The organism is Roseateles sp. GW821-FHT09B06 (assembly GCF_059418245.1).
Window position 1 is genome coordinate 79,210 of record NZ_JBWKPM010000019.1, and the last position, 16,248, is coordinate 95,457.

The following is a 16,248-nucleotide window of genomic DNA, read 5'->3' on the forward strand; positions in this document are numbered from 1 at the left end:
CCCAAGGCCCTCCGCGCGAGGGCCTTTTTTCGATTGCGGCAGATCAAGGCCCGCCCCCGACGGCCCGCATCCAATGACTCCATCCAAAGGAGCCGTTGAATGAAGAAAGCAGCAAGCAAGAAGACCCTCATCACCGCACTCGCGCTGGCCGGTGCCGCCTTTGCCGTCCAGGCCCAGGAAGGCCCCTGGCTGGTGCGTGCCCGCGCGGCATACATCGACTCGGTCAACAAGGACTCGACCGGCCTCGACCTGAGCATCGGCAACAAGACCATCCCCGAACTCGACATCAGCTACTTCTTCACGCCCAACTGGGCGGCCGAACTGGTGCTGACCTATCCGCAGAAGCACAAGCTCTATGCCGGCGGCAGCCAGATCGGCAGCCTGAAGCATCTGCCGCCGACGCTGAGCCTGCAGTACCACTTCGCGCCGAACGCGAGCTTCCGCCCCTATGTGGGCGCGGGCCTGAACTACACGCGCTTCTCGGGCGTGCACTTCGATCCCGCCGTGCAGGCCGCGCTCTCGCCCGGCATCAAGAAGAACAGCTACGGCCTGTCGCTGCAGGCCGGTGCCGACATCGCGATCGCCAAGAACCTCTATCTGAACGTCGACATCAAGAAGGTGCAGATCGACACCACGGTCTACGCCGCGGGCAACAGCGTCGGCAAGTTCAAGGTCGACCCGCTGCTGGTCGGCGTCGGCATCGGTTACCGCTTCTGACGCTGACGAACAGCGCGCCCAGCGGAGCTCGCGGATCCGGCTCCGCCGGTCCGTCGGGCTCGCCCCCTTGAGGGGGCGGCCGCAGGCCGTAGGGGGTGGGCCTTATGCTGCCGCAAAGGCGTCGCGCGTCAGGTTCTCCGGCGCGCCCTCGGCGCGGCAGGCCACATCGTCCTCGATGCGCACGCCGCCGAAGCGCGCCAGATGGCCGACCAGTTCCCAGTCCACCGCGGCACCCGCCGGGCTCGCGCCCAACTGCTTCAGCAGCGTGGGAATGAAGTAGAGCCCCGGCTCGATCGTCACCACCATGCCCGGCTCGAGACGTCGGGTCAGGCGCAGATAGGGATGTCCTGCCGGCTTCTCGGCCACGGCGCCCTGCTCGTCGGCCATGAAGCCGCCGATGTCGTGCACCTGCAGGCCCAGCAGATGGCCGATGCCATGCGGGAAGAAGGTGCCGGTGATGCCCTGCGCGACCAGGGCCTCGGGGCTGATGCCCTTCACGATGCCCTGTGCGGCGAGGATCTCGGCCACCTTGCGGTGCGTGCTCAGATGGATGTCGCGGTAGTCGACACCGGCGCGCACCTCGTCCACCAGGGCGAGCTGGGCCCGCTCCATCGCCACCAGCAGAGAGTCGAAGCGCTCGTCGCGGCCGCCCCAGGTGCGCGTGATGTCTGCCGCATAGCCGTTGACCTGGGCGCCGGCATCGATCAGCAGCGCGCGCGATTCGGCCGGCGGGCTGGCGTCCTGGTACTGGTAGTGCAGCACCGCGCCATGCTCGTTGAGCGCGACGATATTGGCATAGGGTAGGTCGCGGTCGGTGTGGCCGCTGGCCGCCAAGTAGGCGCGGTGAATCTCCAGTTCGGAGGCGCCGGCCTCGAAGGCCGCCTTGGCCGCGCGGTGCGCCGGCACGGCGCGGCGCTGCGCGGCGCGCATCTGCTCCAGCTCGTAGACGCTCTTCACCGCGCGCTGGTAATGCAGGATGTTGAGCAGATCCGGCGGATTGTTGGGCACGAGGCCGTCCAGCGCCGCATCGGCCTCGCCGACGATGGCCAGGCGGCCGCCCGGGCGCAGGTGCGGCAGCGCGTCCTCCGGCCGGCCGATCACGATCAGCTCGAAATGCTCGACCCAGAAGCCGCTCGGGTCGCTGGGCGGCACATGCCAGTAATCGTCCGGCTGGTAGTAGACCAGCCGCGGCTTATGGCCGGGACGGACCAGCAGCCAACTGTGGGGATGGGCCGTCAGCGGAACCCACAGCTTGAAATGCGGATTGGGCTGGAACAGATAGGGCCGGTCGTCGAGGAAGGCGTATTTCTCGATGCCCGACGCGATCAGCAGCGCGTCGTAGCCGCAGCGGGCCAGCGCCGACTCGGCCTGGATCTGCAGGGCGGCGAGATGGGCGGGGTAGAGGGTGGCGGAGATGGTGTCCATGGAAGGGGATTCTCGCTTGGGCGCAGGGCGGTGGGCCTCAGCGCTTGGAGCGACACACCAGATTGGGTATCAGATGCACAGGCTGCTGCCTTTGCTGATGTTTTATTGGCATAGTCCAGGCACATCAAGAACTTGCGACGGACAAAGCCGGTGTTATGCAGCAAAACTGTCGCCCTACAACCTAGTTAGGGGCTTGGGAATGAAGAGCGCTGCAAGTCGAGTTGACGCAAGGCTGTTGGGCTTTGGAATTGCCGGAATTCTGACGATGACCATTGTCCTTGGGGTTGAACTGTTCAATGGTCCGCCTCCTCATCGCTCCGATCTCAGGCCATTCGCGGGTCGGATTGTTGATTCGCGCATTTCCAACTCGAAGGGCCGGATTTATGCGGAGATCCAAGTTCAGGACGACTCAGCAAACGTGATTTTGTTTCAACGCATGCCGCAGAAGCTCGCGTCAAGGGCTGTGCAACCACCGCCGGGCACCGCCATCTCTGCATTGATCGCAGAGAAGAAATTCACCGACTCGAGGACTGGACTGGATCGCCGCGCAGTGTGGCAGCTTTCAGTCGGTGGGGTGCCCGTGGTGTCGTACGAAGAGATATGGAGCTTTCATACCTTTGAGGCCACTGGCTGGAGGATGTTTGCGTATTTCTTCGGGGCCGCTGGCATCGCTTGTCTTGCCGTACTTGGATTCCAGCGGAGGCGGCGTGAAAACCCCTGACCAGTCGAGCCGACTCACGTCGGCGAGCCGCCGCTCGCGGCTCAGCTTCAACGTTGAAGGGCAAGCAAAGCGCTGAAGGAAAGCGCTGGCCTCACCCATTCACATCCCACACCACCCCCTCCTCCGTCAGCATCGCATCGACCGGCACATCGGTCGGCTCGGCCTTCAAGAGCGGCAGGAAGCCATGGGCATAGCCGACGCCCGCGGTCGCGGGGCGCGGCTCCAGTTCGGCCAAGGTGCGGTCCATGAAGCCGCCGCCATAGCCCAGGCGCAGGCCGCAGGGCCCGTAGCCCAGGCAGGGCAGGATCATCAGCTGGGGCTGGAACTGCTCGGTGTCCTTGGGCTTGGGGATGCCGTAGGCATCCTCCTCCATCGGGCAGCCGGGATACCAGACATGGAAGCGCAAGGTGCCATGGTCCTTGTCCACCACCGGCAGGCCAATTTTTCGGTTCTGGCGGTCCGGATCCGCCTCGCTCCAGCGGTACAGCGCCGGCAGCGGATCGAATTCGCCCTTGATCGGCCAGTAGGCGCCGATGGTCCTTTCCGGGCGCCGCACCAGCCAGATGCGCAGCACGCTCTGCAGCTGCTCGGCCAGGTCCAGGCGATGGGGCAGGTCCAGCCGCTCCTGGATCAGCTTGCGGCGCAGCGCGGCGCGATCGGGCATCAAGATATCCACTCGGGGCTCCGGCATGAGGCGATGGACATGATTGTGCGGGCATTGGATAGCATCCCGCCATGGATGAATTCACCGCCCACTGTGCCGAGTTGCTGAGCCCGCTGGGGGCCGTGCGTGCGCGCCGCATGTTCGGCGGCCAGGGCCTCTACCTGGACGAACTGTTCGTCGCCCTGATCGCCGGCGAGCAGCTCTATCTGAAGACCGATGCCCAGACCCGCGTGCGCTTCGAGGCTGCCGGCTGCGAGCCCTTCCGCTACCTGAAGAAGGGCGAGTGGACCAGCCTCTCCTATTTCCGCCCGCCCGAGGAGGCGATGGAATCGCCGGCGCTGATGCGACCCTGGGCGCGGCTGGCCCTGGAGGCCGCGCTACGCGCCCAGGCCGAGAAGCTCAGGCCGCGGCCAGCCCGGACGGCGCGGAAGAAACATGCTTCGCCCGGGAAGGCACCGCGCTAGCACGGCGGTGCTGCTGCACGCCGGGGCAGGCGGCCGGCGGCACCAGCAGCTGGAACTGGGCCTCGGGCCAGGCCTCCAGTACCACCCGGCTGCCGCTGTCCAGGGCCACGCTCTGGCCCGGTTCCAGCCACACATCTTCCAGCGCGCCGCTCTGGGTCAGCCAGACCCGCCCCTGGGTCACGCTCAGCTCGCGCGGGCCGGGGCCGATGTCCAGGCTCAGCGCCTCACCGCGGGCGAGGCTCCAGAGTGCTTGTGCGAATTGCGTTTGGCTCATGACTGTGACTCCCATCTGCGGCCCCGGGACATCCGGTGCGACATGGATGAATCCTAGGGACTACCCGGGGTTCGGTCCAATGAGATGCGCGCGCCGGATTGATACCATTTGCTCATGAATCAACCACTCCGCCAGCGCCCCCTGGCCATCGGCCCCCTGCGCGCCTTCGAGGCCGTGGCCCGGCTTCTGAGCTTCCGCGCGGCGGCCGAGGAACTGCACCTGACCCAGTCCGCCATCAGCCGCCAGATCCGGGCGCTGGAGCAGGAGGTGGGGGCCACGCTGTTCCTGCGCGGCACCCGCCATGTCGAACTGACCCCCGACGGCGCCGTGCTGCAGGGTGCGGCGGTGGCGGTGCTGGAGCGGCTGGACGGCACGGTGCGGCAGATCCGCCAGAGCAAGGGTCGGCGCGTGGTCAACGTCACCACCTTCGCCTCCTTCGCCTCGCTGTGGCTGATCCCGCGGCTGGAGGCCTTCCAGCGCCAGCATCCGGACATCGACATCCGCGTCTCGGCGCATGACGGGGTGGTCGAACTGGAGGACGGCGAGATCGACCTGGCGCTGCGCTATGCCACGCCCGAGCAGATCGGCCGGCGCGACGCGCTGCGCCTGTTCGGCGAGACCTTGACGCCGGTGATCAGCCCCTGGCTGGCGCGCCGCGCCGCCGAGGGCGAGGCGCCGCCGCTGGCCAGGCCCGCCGACCTGGGCGGCCACACCCTGGCCGAGGAGGACGACCAGCGCCCCAGCGCCGACTACCTGAGCTGGCGGCGCTGGCTGCGCGAACATGGCGCGCCGGGCCTGCAGCCGCGGCGCTGGATGTACCTGAACTTCACCTATCAGCAGGTGCAGGCCGCGCTGGCCGGCCAGGCCGTGGCGCTGGCGCGCCTGGCCCTGGTCAGCGAGCAGCTGCAGCGCGGCGACCTGGTCGAGCCCTTCGGCCCCGAGGGCCGCATGACCAGCCCCTTCGTCTACTGGCTGCTGCTATCCGCCCAGGGCCGCCCGCGGCCCGAGGTGCAGCAGTTCAGCGCCTGGGTGCTGGAGCAGGCCGGGCAGTCGCGCCGCGACATCGGCGAGGAATGAACCACCCCTACCGGCTTCGCCGGCCCCCTCAAGGGGGCGTTGCCGGCCGACCGGCGGAGCCGGATCGGCGGCACCGGCTTGGGCTTGATCAGGCCGGGCGTTTGGCCGGGTCGGCAGCGCTACGGAGCGATCACTTCGTGTTCGGTCAGCACCAGGGTCAGCGCCTGGTCATGCGGCTCCACCGCAAAGGCCGCCTCGCAGCAGCTCCAGGCGATGCCGATGCTTGTGACGCCCGGATGGGCCGCCAGCCAGCGGTCGAAATAGCCGCCGCCATAGCCGAGCCGGTAGCCCTCGCGCGTGAAGCCCACACAGGGCACCAGCACCACATCGGGCCGCAGCACGGCGCCCGCGCTGCTGGGAATGCCGCATTCGTCCTCCAGCGCGGGCGTGCCGCCGTCCCAGCGCCGGTAGTCCATGCGCCGCGTGCCTTTGTAGGCATAAGGCAGGGCCAGCACGGGCGCTTCCGGCAAGGCCTGCGCCAGCAGGTCGGCGGCTGCGTTAAATTCGCCCTCCAGCGGCCAATAAAGACCCAGCACCTGCGGCTCCAGCTGGATCAGCAGCTCGCGCAGCTGGCGTGCCAGCGCGGCCTCGGCCAATTGCCGGGCCTGGCCGGCCTGGGAAGCCAGCCAGCCGGCACGGGCGGCCAGCAAATGCGCGCGCAAGGCACTACGCTGGTGAGGAATGACCTGGGAAGACTGAGGCACCGAACCCATCGATGGAAGCGTTGTAGAAGATGTTGTCGACAGTATATGAAGGCGCCCGGCGCCTGGTCCTGAGCCTCGTCGCGGCGACCCTCGCCGGCGCTGCCGGCCAGGCCCTGGCCCAGAGCGGTGGCTCGCCCGACCTGATCCTGCAGGCGCGCGAGGCGCTGCGGGCCCGCGACGCGCAGCGCCTAGCCGAGCTCAACACCCTGTCGCAGGCGCAGCAGCATGCGCTGACACCGTGGATCGACTACTGGCAGCTGGGCCTGCGCTTGACCGAGGCCAGCCAGGCCGACCTGGAAGCCTTCTACGCCCGCTGGCCCGGCAGCTATGTCGAGGACCGCATGCGCAACGACTGGCTGCTGGAACTGGGCCGGCGGCGCGACTGGAGGAACTTCGCGCAGGACTATCCGCGCTTTCGCATGAACGACGACCGCGAGGTCAGCTGCTACGCGCTGCTGACCGAGCATCTGGCCGGCCGCGACGTGCGCAAGGAGGCCCGCGCCGCCTGGCTGGCGCAGAAGGACGGCGACGACGGCTGCCAGCTGCTGGCCGCCACCCTGATCGAGGCCAAGCGCCTGGACCGCGACGACGCCTGGCTGAAGCTGCGCCTGGCCACCGAGATGAACCGGCCGCGCGCCATGCAGGGCGCGGCGCGCCTGCTGGGCAAGCCGGTCGAGGCGGCCGTCAAGGACATCCTGGACAACGCCGGCCGCTACCTCACCCGCAAGGCCGCGGCCGACACCCGCATGCAGGACGAGCTCGGTACCGTGGCCCTGGTGCGCAGCGCCTACAACGACCCCGAGGCCAGCGCCGAATTCATGCACAAGCGCTGGGAGCGTCAGCTGCCGCGGGAGCTGTCGGCCTGGGCCTGGGCCCAGATCGGCCGCTGGGCCGCCTTCAAGCTGCAGCCCGAGGCCGCCGACCATTACGAGAAGGCGCTGAAGCTGCAGGGCCATGGCAAGCAGGCGCCCGAATGGAGCGAGGAGACCCTGGCCTGGGCCGCCCGCGCCGCGCTGCGCGCCGATGCCGGCAAGGGCCGCCCCGCCCTGCTGCTGCAGACGATCGAGCTGATGGAGCGGGACGGCGCCAGCCTGGATCCGGCCTGGCAGTACTGGAAGGCGCGCACGCTCAGGGCTCACATGACGCCGACCCCGGCCCAGACCGCCCAGGCCCAGACCCTGCTGCAGGGCCTGGCCTCGCCGCTGAGCTTCTACGGCAAGCTGGCGGCCGAGGAGCTGGGCCAGCGCCCGGCGCTGCCGGCCCTGCCGCTGCCGCTCTCCCCCACCGAGCGTGCCGAGGCCCAGACCCATGCCGGCCTGACGCGGGCGCTGCGCCTGATCGAGCTGGGCCTGCGCGGCGAGGGCGTGCGCGAATGGAACTTCAGCCTGCGCGGCATGAGCGATCGCGAGCTGCTGGCAGCCGCGCAGCTGGCCTGCGAGCGCGAGGTCTGGGACCGCTGCATCAACACCAGCGAGCGCACCAAGAACGAGATCGACCTGGCCCAGCGCTTCCCGATGCCCTATCGCGCCGAGCTGCTGGCCCAGTCGCGCGAGGCCGGGCTGGACCCGGCCTATGTCTACGGTCTGATCCGCCAGGAGTCGCGCTTCGTCGCCGATGCGCGCTCGCATGTGGGCGCCTCCGGGCTGATGCAGGTGATGCCCGGCACCGCCAAATGGACCGCCAAGAAGGTCGGTCTGGCCTACAAGCCGGAGCTCCTGACGGACCGCGACTTCAATCTGCGCATCGGCACCAGCTATCTGAAGCTGGTGCTGGACGACTTCGGGGGCTCGCAGGCCATGGCCGCCGCGGCCTACAACGCCGGCCCCGGCCGGCCGCGCCGCTGGCGCGACGGCCCCGCGCTGGACGCCGCCATCTGGGCCGAGAACATCCCCTTCAACGAGACGCGCGACTATGTGAAGCGCGTGCTCTCCAACGCGACCATCTATGCCCAGTTGCTGGGCAACGAGCGGGCCGAGCTGCGCACGCGGCTGGGCCGTGCCATCGGACCGGCCAGCGCGCCGGGGGCGGACCTGCCATGAGCGCTGGCCGGCCGAAGGCGCTTGCAGCATAGCGCGCAACACGGAGCCTGAGCCATGAGCGAGACGAATGCCCCGACCATCCTCGTGCTGGGCGGCAGCGGCTTCGTCGGCCGCTCCCTGTGCGAGCGGCTGGTGCGCCAGTACGGCGGCTGCGCCCGCCTGACGGTGCCGACGCGCCGCCTGCCCCATGCCCAGGCCCTGCAGCCGCTGCCGGGCGTGACCCTGCTGCAGGCCGATGTGCATCAGGATGCGCAGCTGCGTGCGCTGGTCCGGGGCCAGGACCTGGTGGTCAACCTGATCGCCATCCTGCAGGGCGACGAGGCCGCGTTCGAGCGCGTCCATGTGGCGCTGCCGCGCCGGCTGGCCGAGGCCTGCGCGGCCCCGGATGCACAGGACATGCGGCTGATCCATGTCAGCGCGCTGGGCGCGGCGGTCGATGCGCCCTCGCGCTATCTGCGCTCGAAGGCCCGCGGCGAGGCGGCGCTGCGCGCGGCCCGCCCGGACGCCACCGTGCTGCGCCCCTCGGTGATCTTCGGCCGCGACGACGGCTTCCTGAACCTGTTCGCCCGGCTGCAGCGCCTGTTCCCGCTGCTGCCGCTGGCCGGCGCCGACGCGCGCTTCCAGCCGGTCTGGGTGGAGGACGTGGCGGCCGCGCTGGCGCGCTGCATTGCCGACCTCGGCAGCGCCGGTCAGACCTATGAACTGGCCGGGCCGCGCGAATGGCGGCTGGCCGAGCTGGTGCGGCTGGCCGGGCGCCTGTCCGGCCATGCCCGACCGATCCTGCCGCTGCCGGCCGCACTGGCCCGGCTGCAGGCGCTGGCGCTCGAATGCCTGCCGGGGCAGCCGCTGATGTCGCGCGACAACCTGGCCTCGATGCAGGTGCCCAATGTGGCCGGCGGCGCGCTGCCCGGCCTGGCCGCCCTGGGCATCGCCGCGCAGGACGTGGAGGCGATCGCGCCCACCTATCTGAGCGGCGGCGCCACCCGGCTCGACCGCTGGCGCGCGCAGCGCTGAGCGCGGCGCATCAATTCCTTGCCCAATCGGCAACCATCGCCGCGCCGGGAGCCCTTAGCATGCGGGCATCGTCATAGGAAGCCTTCATGCAACTGATCATCGGCAACAAGAACTACTCGTCCTGGTCCATGCGCCCCTGGGTGCTGCTGAAGGCCTTCGGCATCGCCTTCGAGGAGCGCAGGCTGCGCTTCGATTTCGCGCCCGGCTCGGCCTTCTATCAGGCCCTGGCGGTCTACACACCCACCGCCAAGGTGCCGGTGCTGGTGGAGGACGACGGCTTCGCGGTCTGGGACACGCTGGCGATCGCCGAGCACATTGCCGAGCATCACCCCGAGCTGCCGATCTGGCCGCGCGATGCGCAGCAGCGCAGCCGCGCGCGCAGCCTGTGCGCCGAGATGCACGCCGGCTTCGCCACCCTGCGCAACCTCTGCCCGATGAATATCGAGGCCGCGCTGCCCGAGGTCGGCGCCAAGCACCTGGCCGAGAACGCCCAGCTGCGCGCCGACCTGGCCCGCATCGACACGATCTGGCGCGAGCAGCTGGCCGCCTCCGGCGGCCCCTTCCTGTTCGGCGAGTTCGGTGCGATCGACGCCTATTTCGCGCCGGTGGTGATGCGCATCAAGAGCTATGCCCTGCCGCTGTCGGAGGCCAGCGCCGCCTATGCGCAGCGCGTCCAGGCGGCGCCCGGCGTGCGCGACTGGATCGCCGAGGCGCTGACCGAGCAGGACTTCCTGGACTTCGAGGAGCCCTACCGCAGCGCGCGCGGCTGAGCCCCCGGCGCAGTGCAGGAGGTCGTGCGGCGACCGCCACGCCCCCTCTCCTACACTGCGGACATGAAGATCTATTGCGTTGGCGGCGCAGTGCGCGATGCGCTGCTCGGCCGCCCGTCCTCCGACCGCGACTGGGTGGTCGTCGGCGCCAGCCCGGAGCAGATGCTGGCCCAGGGCTACCAGCCGGTGGGTCGCGACTTCCCGGTCTTCCTGCACCCCGAGACCCACGAGGAATACGCGCTGGCACGCACCGAGCGCAAGACCGCGCCCGGCTACCATGGCTTCGCCTTCCATGCCGCGCCCGACGTGACGCTGGAGCAAGACCTGGCACGGCGCGACCTGACCATCAATGCGATGGCCGAGGACGAGCGGGGCGCGCTGGTCGACCCCTACGGCGGCCGGCGCGATCTGGCCGCCAAGGTGCTGCGTCATGTCTCGGACGCCTTTGCCGAGGATCCGGTGCGCATCCTGCGGCTGGCGCGCTTTGCCGCGCGCTTCCCTGACTTCACGGTCGCACCCGAGACGCTGGCGTTGATGCGCCAGATGGTGGCCGCGGGCGAGGTCGATGCGCTGGTGCCCGAGCGGGTCTGGCAGGAGCTGAGTCGCGGGCTGATGGAGGCCCGGCCCTCGCGCATGCTCGAGGTGCTGCGCGAGGCCGGCGCGCTGGCGCGCCTGGCGCCCGAGATCGAGCGCCTGTTCGGCGTGCCCCAGCCGGCGGCCCATCATCCGGAGATCGACACCGGCCTGCACCTGCTGATGGTGCTGGACCAAGGCGCGCGCATGGCGGCGCCGCTGCCGGTGCGCTACGCCTGCCTGTGCCACGACCTCGGCAAGGGCACGACGCGCGTCGAGGAGCTGCCGCGCCACATCGGCCACGAGGGCCGCAGCGAACGGCTGGCACGCGCACTCGGCGAGCGCTGGCGCGTGCCCGGCGACTGCCGCGAACTCGCCGAACTGGTGGCGCGCGAGCACACGCATGTGCACCAGAGCCCGGGATTCGGCCCCGAGGCGCGGCTGCGCCTGCTGGAGCGCTGCGACGCCTGGCGCCGCCCCGAACGCTTCGAGCAGTTGCTGTGGGCCTGCGAATGCGACGCGCGCGGCCGCCTGGGGCTGGAGGACCTGCCCTATCCGCAGCGCGAGCGCCTGCGGGCCGACCTACGGGCCGCCCTGTCGATCGACCAGGCGGCGGTCAGTCGCGAGGCCTTGGCGCGCGGACAGCAGGGCCCGGCCATCGGCCAGGCGATCCGGGCGGCGCGCCTGCGGGCCCTGCAGCAGCAAGGCGACTGAGACGCCGGCGCATCGCCGCGGTGTTGCGCCGACGCCGCGTTTATTTTCGTGACAAATTGCACACCGACACCGCCCTCGCTAGAGTCCCGCCAGTTGTCCGGCAGCAGACGGCATGACCGGCGCATACCGATGATCGCGGAGGAGGGACAGGATGAGCGACATGTTCGTTCGGGACGGGGAATTGACCGATATCGGCAGCTATCCCGCTTGGGCCCAGGACCTGGTGGACGACTGCGCGGCAGCGCGCGAACGCGTCGCCCACCATGAGCTGTTCCGGCTGATGCGCGACGCCGCGCTGGACGAGAACCAGGCCAGCATGTTCCTGGTCGGTGTCTGGCCGGTGATCGAGCAGTTTCCGCAGTACATGGCGCTGAACCTGCTGAAGGTGCAGTACGGCCGCACCCTCGGCCATGACGCGGCGCGCCGCTACCTGATCCGCAATATCCGCGTCGAGCAGAACCATGCCGACCAGTGGCTCGAATGGGCGCTGGCCAGCGGCGTCTCGCGCGACGACCTGCTGCACGGCGAGGTGCCGCCGGAGACCCATGCGCTGTCGCACTGGTGCTGGCACAGCTGCGAGCGCGACTCGCTGGCCGCCGGCATGGCCGCGACCAACTACGCGATCGAGGGCGTGACCGGCGACTGGTCGGCCCTGGTGTGCTCGACCGACAAGTACGAGCAGAGCTTCCCGCCCGAGGTGCGCGCCAAGGCGATGAAGTGGCTGAAGCTGCACGCCAGGTACGACGACACCCATCCCTGGGAGGCGCTGGAGATCATCTGCGCGCTGATGGGGACCCGGCCGACGCGGCGCGGTGTGGAACTGATCCGCTCCCGCGTCGTGACCAGCTACAACTACATGCGCGTCACGCTCGACCATTGCCTCGACGCGAAGGACATCGTGTCGCAGCCGCTGCCGCTGGACGCGCTGGCCCATGCGCAGGAGCGCAAGCGCGCCTAGGGTCGCGGGGGCGGCAGGCGCCGCTCACAGCATGTGCGAGCGATCCCCCGCGGCGAAGCCGCGCGCCTCGAAGCCCGCGCCGGCGGCGAAGCCGATCACCTTGAAGAGCTCGCCCATCTCGTGCTCGGCAATCAGGCGATGCGCCATCGCGCGGCCGGCCAGGTCGGCCTCGCACAGCAGCTCGACCAGGCCGCAGTTGATCAGGAAGTTGGCCTGGCTGGTGTAGCCCAGCACGGTGAGGCCGGCCTCCTGACCGGCCAGCGCGACACCGGTGAAGTTCACATGGGCGGTGATGTCCTTCTGACCGACCAACGCCAGCGGGTCCGGGTCGGCCCGGTGCTCGTGGTGGCACATCAGCGTGCCGCCGATGCGCTGCGGATGGTAGTACTCGGCGGCCGGGAAGCCGTAGTCGATCAGGAAGACCGCACCGCGCGCCAGGCCGGTGGCCAGCGTGCGCACAAAGGCCTCGGCCTGCGCCTGCAACTCGGTCACGGTGCCGGGCACGAAGTCGATCGGGTCCACGCCCTGCGCCTCCAGCGGCGGCGCCAGCGCGCTCGCGCGATCGACCCAGACGAAGGCCGCGCCGTCCCAGGCCACGCCGCGCTCCAGCCAGCGCCCGCCGTCGAAGCGGATCAGCTGCACCGGCATCGCATCCAGCACCTCGTTGCCCACCACCACGCCCTCGAAGCGCTCGGGCAAACGGTCCAGCCATTGCACCTTGTCGCCCCAGGACGCCAGGCGCTCGGCCTGGCGCGCGCGCAGCGAGCCGGAGAGGTCGACGATGCAGTAGCGCGCCACCCGCTCGCCCAGGGCTTCCAGCAGCTGGGCCGCCAGCGCGCCGCTGCCGGCACCGAACTCGAACACGGTGCGGGTATCGGTGGCCGCCAGCGCCTCGCCGACCTGCGCGGCCAGGGCGCGCCCGAACAGCGGCGACAGCTCGGGCGCGGTGACGAAGTCCGAGCCGTCGGCGGGCATCGTGCCGAACTTCTGCCGCGCCCCGCTGTAGTAGCCCAGGCCCGGCGCGTACAGCGCCAGCGCCATGAAGCGGTCGAAACCGAGCCAGCCGCTGGCCTCGGCGATGGCCCGGCGAATCAGGGTCTGCAAATCCATGTCCGATTGTAGAAAGCCGCTCAGGCGCGCTGCTTGAGCCAGGTCTCGAACTGGCGCACCGACATCGAGTCGCCGATCAGCTCGCCCTGCAGCTCGTCGCAGCCCCATTCGGCCAGCAGCGCGCGCTGCGCCTCGGTGCGCACGCCCTCGGCGCCGATGCGCAGGCCCAGGTCGCGCGCCATGCGCACGATGGCCCGCGTGATCGCCAGCGCGCCGGCGTCGCCGGGCAGCTTGGCGACGAAGCTCTGGTCGATCTTGAGCTTGTCCAGCGGCAGCTGGGTCAGGTGCGCCAGCGAGGTGTAGCCGGTGCCGAAGTCGTCCACCGAGATCGTCAGGCCCAAGGCGCGCAGCGCCGCCAGCGTGTCCGGCGCCGTGCCCAGGTCGTCCACCAGCATGCGCTCGGTCAGCTCGAGCTCCAGCCAGTCGCCCGGCACGCCGGCCTCGACCAGCACCTCGCGCACCGTGTCGGCGAAACGGTCCAGGCGGAACTGCATGCTGGAGAGGTTGACGGCGATCGGCACCGCGGCGACGCCGCTGTCATGCCAGAGCTTGGACTGGCGCGCCGCCTCGCGCATCACCCACTCGCCCAGCGGCACCATCAGGCGATGCCGCTCGGCCACGGCAATGAAGGCGTCGGGGCTCAGCAGGCCGCGCGTCGGATGCTGCCAGCGCAGCAGGGCCTCGGCGCCCGCCAGGCGGCCGTCGCGCGCGTCGATCTGCGGCTGGTAATGCAGGCGGAACTGGTTGTGCGTCAGCGCCTCGCTCAACTCGCCCTCCAGCACCAGGTCGGCATAGGCCTGGCTGGCCATCGCCGGCTCGAAGAATTGGTAGCTGGCGCGACCGCGCGACTTGGCCAGGTACATGGCCGTGTCGGCATGCTGGATCAGCTCCTCGGCGCGCTCGCCGTCCTCCGGGTAGAGCGCGACGCCGATCGAGGGCGTGACCGAGAGGTCGCGCCCGTCCGCCCGCACCGGCACCTCGACCACCGACAGCAGCGCCATCAGCACCACCATCACGTCCTCGCGGTCGTGCACGTCATTGAGCAGCACGACGAACTCGTCGCCGCCGAAGCGCCCGACCATGTCGGTGGCGCGCAGGCAGTTGCGGATGCGCTCGGCCACGGTGGACAGCACCTTGTCGCCTTCCAGATGGCCCAGCGAATCGTTGACGCGCTTGAAATTGTCCAGGTCGATGAACAGCAGCGCCAGGCGATGGCCGCCGCTCTGGGCGCCCGCCAGCGCCGGCGCGAGCCGCTCCATGAAGGCGGCGCGGTTCAGCAGCTGGGTCAGCGCATCATGGTGCGCCAGGTGGTGGATGCGGGCCTGCGCCTCCAGACGGTCGCGGATGTCGCGCACGATGGCCATGCGCAGGCGCTCGCCGTCGCGCTCCAGCGTGCGCACGATGCATTCCACCGGGATATGCGTGCCGTCGCGGTGCAGCAGCACCGACTCGTAGTGCAGCTCCTGGCCGGCCTGGATGATCTGCCGCACCTTGGCCACCTCGTCGGCGGCGATGAAGTCGAACACCGAGCGGCCGCGCAGTTCCTCCAGCGTGTAGCCGACCAGCGCGCACAGCGGTGGATTGACGTCGGCGATCTGCCCGTCGCGGTGGAACAGGATGCCCTCCACCGAGGCCTGCATGAACTTGTCGAGCCGGCTCTCGGACTCGCGCACCGCCGCCTCGGCCAGACGGTGCCGCGTGATGTCGACGATCTGCACGAAGGCGGCCTGCACCTGCCCGGCGGCGTCGAGATGCGGGATCACATGCGCCTCGATCCAGCGCGGCTGGCCGTCCGGCCCGGTCAGTTGGCGCTCGTAGAAGCCCGGTTTGCCGCTGCGCTCGACCTCGTAGACGATCGGGCCGACGAGGTCGGCCGCCGCGTCGCCGATGATCTCGTTGAAGGTCAGGCCCAGGATGCTCTGCTCGGTCAGGCCGAAGGTGCGGGCATAGCCGCGGTTGGCGAACAGGCAGCGATAGGTCTTGGCCTGGTAGAGCGCGATCAGGGTCGGCACATGGTCGGCCAGCAGGCGGAACTGCGACACCTGCTCGGCCGCCAGCAGCGCCTCGCGCTTGGCCGTCGTGATGTCCGACCACAGGCTCACATGGGCCTGCAGGCCGGCGTCCCAGCGCGACTGGCAGAGCCGCCAGCCGGCGCCGCCCGCCAGCCCCAGCTCGAGCGAGAAATCCTGTGCGGCCGCCCAGACCCGCCGCAGCGCGATGCCGGAGGGCTCATCCAGCCATTGCCAGGCGGGTTGCTGCGCAAGCGCCGCGAAGCCGCTGTTGGCCCGCAAGACCCGGCCCTGGGTGTCGACCAGGGCCAGCGCGCAGGGCAGCCGTTCCCAGGCCGCCCAGGCCGCGTCAATGGGGAGGGGGGACCGCGTCATGCGTGCTCAGGCCCGGCGCTGCAAGGTGTCCATCGCCAGGCACAGGTCTTCCCAGGCGCGCGCCTTGTCGGCCAGATTGCGCAGCAGATAGGCCGGATGGTAGGTGACGATCAGGGGCACGCCCTGGTACTCGTGCACCTTGCCGCGCAGCCGGCCGATCGGCTCGCTGCTGCGCAGCAGCGACTGCACCGCGAAACGCCCCATCGCCAGGATGATGCGCGGCTGCACCAGCGCGATCTGGCGGTTCAGGAAGGGCTCGCATTGCGCCAGCTCTTCCGGCTCGGGATTGCGGTTGCCGGGCGGGCGGCATTTCAGCGTGTTGGCGATGAAGACCTGGGCGGAGGGCGAGCCCTCGGTGCGGCTCAGGCCGATGGCCCGCAGCATGCTGTCGAGCAGCTTGCCGGCCTGGCCGACGAAGGGCTCGCCCTGCAGGTCCTCCTGCTGGCCCGGCGCCTCGCCCACCACCATCCAATGCGCGCGCTCATGGCCGACGCCGAACACGGTGTTCTTGCGCCCCTCGCAGAGCTTGCAGGCACGGCAGCCCGCCACGGCCTCGCGCAGCTGCGGCCAGTCCAGCGCGGCGATCTGCGCCAGGCCGGCGCGCGGCGCGCGCGCCGGCGGCTCGGGCTGCGCCCTGGGC

16 protein-coding genes are annotated in these 16,248 nt (G+C 70.2%); 9 read left to right on the forward strand and 7 right to left on the reverse strand.

Features of this window, described 5'->3' with window-relative positions:
- Positions 1-99: 99 nt before the first annotated feature.
- Complete coding sequence (locus AC07OQ_RS16590) at positions 100-717, forward strand: OmpW/AlkL family protein (RefSeq protein ID WP_495054233.1); 618 nt, start codon at positions 100-102, stop codon at positions 715-717.
- A 102-nt stretch (positions 718-819) separates the two neighbouring features.
- On the opposite strand, the gene pepQ is transcribed toward AC07OQ_RS16590, so the two are convergent.
- Entirely contained in the window at positions 820-2,142 is a 1,323-nt protein-coding gene (gene pepQ, locus AC07OQ_RS16595) for a Xaa-Pro dipeptidase (RefSeq protein ID WP_495054234.1), read from the reverse strand.
- A gap of 199 nt (positions 2,143-2,341) precedes the next feature.
- On the opposite strand from pepQ, the gene AC07OQ_RS16600 reads away from it, so the two are divergent.
- Positions 2,342-2,863 carry a hypothetical protein gene (locus AC07OQ_RS16600; protein ID WP_495054235.1) on the forward strand — a complete coding sequence of 174 codons (522 nt, stop codon included), beginning with the start codon at positions 2,342-2,344 and terminating at the stop codon, positions 2,861-2,863.
- A 91-nt stretch (positions 2,864-2,954) separates the two neighbouring features.
- Here AC07OQ_RS16600 and AC07OQ_RS16605 read toward each other — a convergent pair whose 3' ends face one another.
- The gene (locus AC07OQ_RS16605; RefSeq protein ID WP_495054236.1) at positions 2,955-3,527 is read right to left on the reverse strand and encodes a 5-formyltetrahydrofolate cyclo-ligase; all 573 of its coding nucleotides are present in this window, start codon (positions 3,525-3,527) and stop codon (positions 2,955-2,957) included.
- Positions 3,528-3,598: 71 nt separating this feature from the next.
- On the opposite strand from AC07OQ_RS16605, the gene AC07OQ_RS16610 reads away from it, so the two are divergent.
- Complete coding sequence (locus AC07OQ_RS16610; protein ID WP_495054237.1) at positions 3,599-3,991, forward strand: TfoX/Sxy family protein; 393 nt, start codon at positions 3,599-3,601, stop codon at positions 3,989-3,991.
- Here AC07OQ_RS16610 and AC07OQ_RS16615 read toward each other — a convergent pair.
- Entirely contained in the window at positions 3,927-4,265 is a 339-nt protein-coding gene (locus tag AC07OQ_RS16615) for a DUF2917 domain-containing protein (protein ID WP_495054238.1), read from the reverse strand. The genes AC07OQ_RS16610 and AC07OQ_RS16615 overlap by 65 nt on opposite strands.
- Positions 4,266-4,379: 114 nt before the next feature.
- Between AC07OQ_RS16615 and AC07OQ_RS16620 the strand changes: the two genes are divergently transcribed.
- Positions 4,380-5,342: a LysR substrate-binding domain-containing protein gene (locus AC07OQ_RS16620; RefSeq protein WP_495054239.1), complete on the forward strand. Its 963-nt coding sequence runs from the start codon at positions 4,380-4,382 to the stop codon at positions 5,340-5,342.
- 119 nt (positions 5,343-5,461) lie between these two features.
- Here AC07OQ_RS16620 and AC07OQ_RS16625 read toward each other — a convergent pair whose 3' ends face one another.
- The gene (locus AC07OQ_RS16625; protein ID WP_495054240.1) at positions 5,462-6,004 is read right to left on the reverse strand and encodes a 5-formyltetrahydrofolate cyclo-ligase; all 543 of its coding nucleotides are present in this window, start codon (positions 6,002-6,004) and stop codon (positions 5,462-5,464) included.
- 71 nt (positions 6,005-6,075) lie between these two features.
- Between AC07OQ_RS16625 and AC07OQ_RS16630 the strand changes: the two genes are divergently transcribed.
- The 5 genes from AC07OQ_RS16630 (at position 6,076) to AC07OQ_RS16650 (ending at position 12,114) form a co-directional block, all read left to right on the forward strand.
- Positions 6,076-8,085: a lytic transglycosylase domain-containing protein gene (locus AC07OQ_RS16630; RefSeq protein ID WP_495054241.1), complete on the forward strand. Its 2,010-nt coding sequence runs from the start codon at positions 6,076-6,078 to the stop codon at positions 8,083-8,085.
- Positions 8,086-8,139: 54 nt separating this feature from the next.
- The gene (locus AC07OQ_RS16635; RefSeq protein ID WP_495054242.1) at positions 8,140-9,099 is read left to right on the forward strand and encodes a complex I NDUFA9 subunit family protein; all 960 of its coding nucleotides are present in this window, start codon (positions 8,140-8,142) and stop codon (positions 9,097-9,099) included.
- An 86-nt stretch (positions 9,100-9,185) separates the two neighbouring features.
- A complete protein-coding gene (locus AC07OQ_RS16640) occupies positions 9,186-9,869 on the forward strand; it encodes a glutathione S-transferase family protein (protein ID WP_495054243.1) in 684 nt (227 codons plus the stop codon).
- A gap of 63 nt (positions 9,870-9,932) precedes the next feature.
- Positions 9,933-11,156: a multifunctional CCA addition/repair protein gene (locus AC07OQ_RS16645; RefSeq protein WP_495054244.1), complete on the forward strand. Its 1,224-nt coding sequence runs from the start codon at positions 9,933-9,935 to the stop codon at positions 11,154-11,156.
- A gap of 151 nt (positions 11,157-11,307) precedes the next feature.
- On the forward strand, positions 11,308-12,114 hold the full coding sequence (locus AC07OQ_RS16650) for an iron-containing redox enzyme family protein (protein ID WP_495054245.1): 807 nt from the start codon (positions 11,308-11,310) through the stop codon (positions 12,112-12,114).
- 24 nt (positions 12,115-12,138) lie between these two features.
- Here the strand turns inward: AC07OQ_RS16650 and AC07OQ_RS16655 are convergent, their stop codons facing one another.
- The 3 genes from AC07OQ_RS16655 to AC07OQ_RS16665 form a co-directional block, all read right to left on the reverse strand.
- Complete coding sequence (locus AC07OQ_RS16655) at positions 12,139-13,224, reverse strand: class I SAM-dependent methyltransferase (RefSeq protein ID WP_495054246.1); 1,086 nt, start codon at positions 13,222-13,224, stop codon at positions 12,139-12,141.
- 20 nt (positions 13,225-13,244) lie between these two features.
- Positions 13,245-15,608, reverse strand: a complete 2,364-nt coding sequence (locus AC07OQ_RS16660; protein ID WP_495054247.1) for a putative bifunctional diguanylate cyclase/phosphodiesterase — start codon at positions 15,606-15,608, stop codon at positions 13,245-13,247.
- Between the two features lie 6 nt (positions 15,609-15,614).
- The coding region (locus tag AC07OQ_RS16665) for a uracil-DNA glycosylase (protein ID WP_495054248.1) at positions 15,615-16,248 on the reverse strand (634 nt) is incomplete at its 5' end.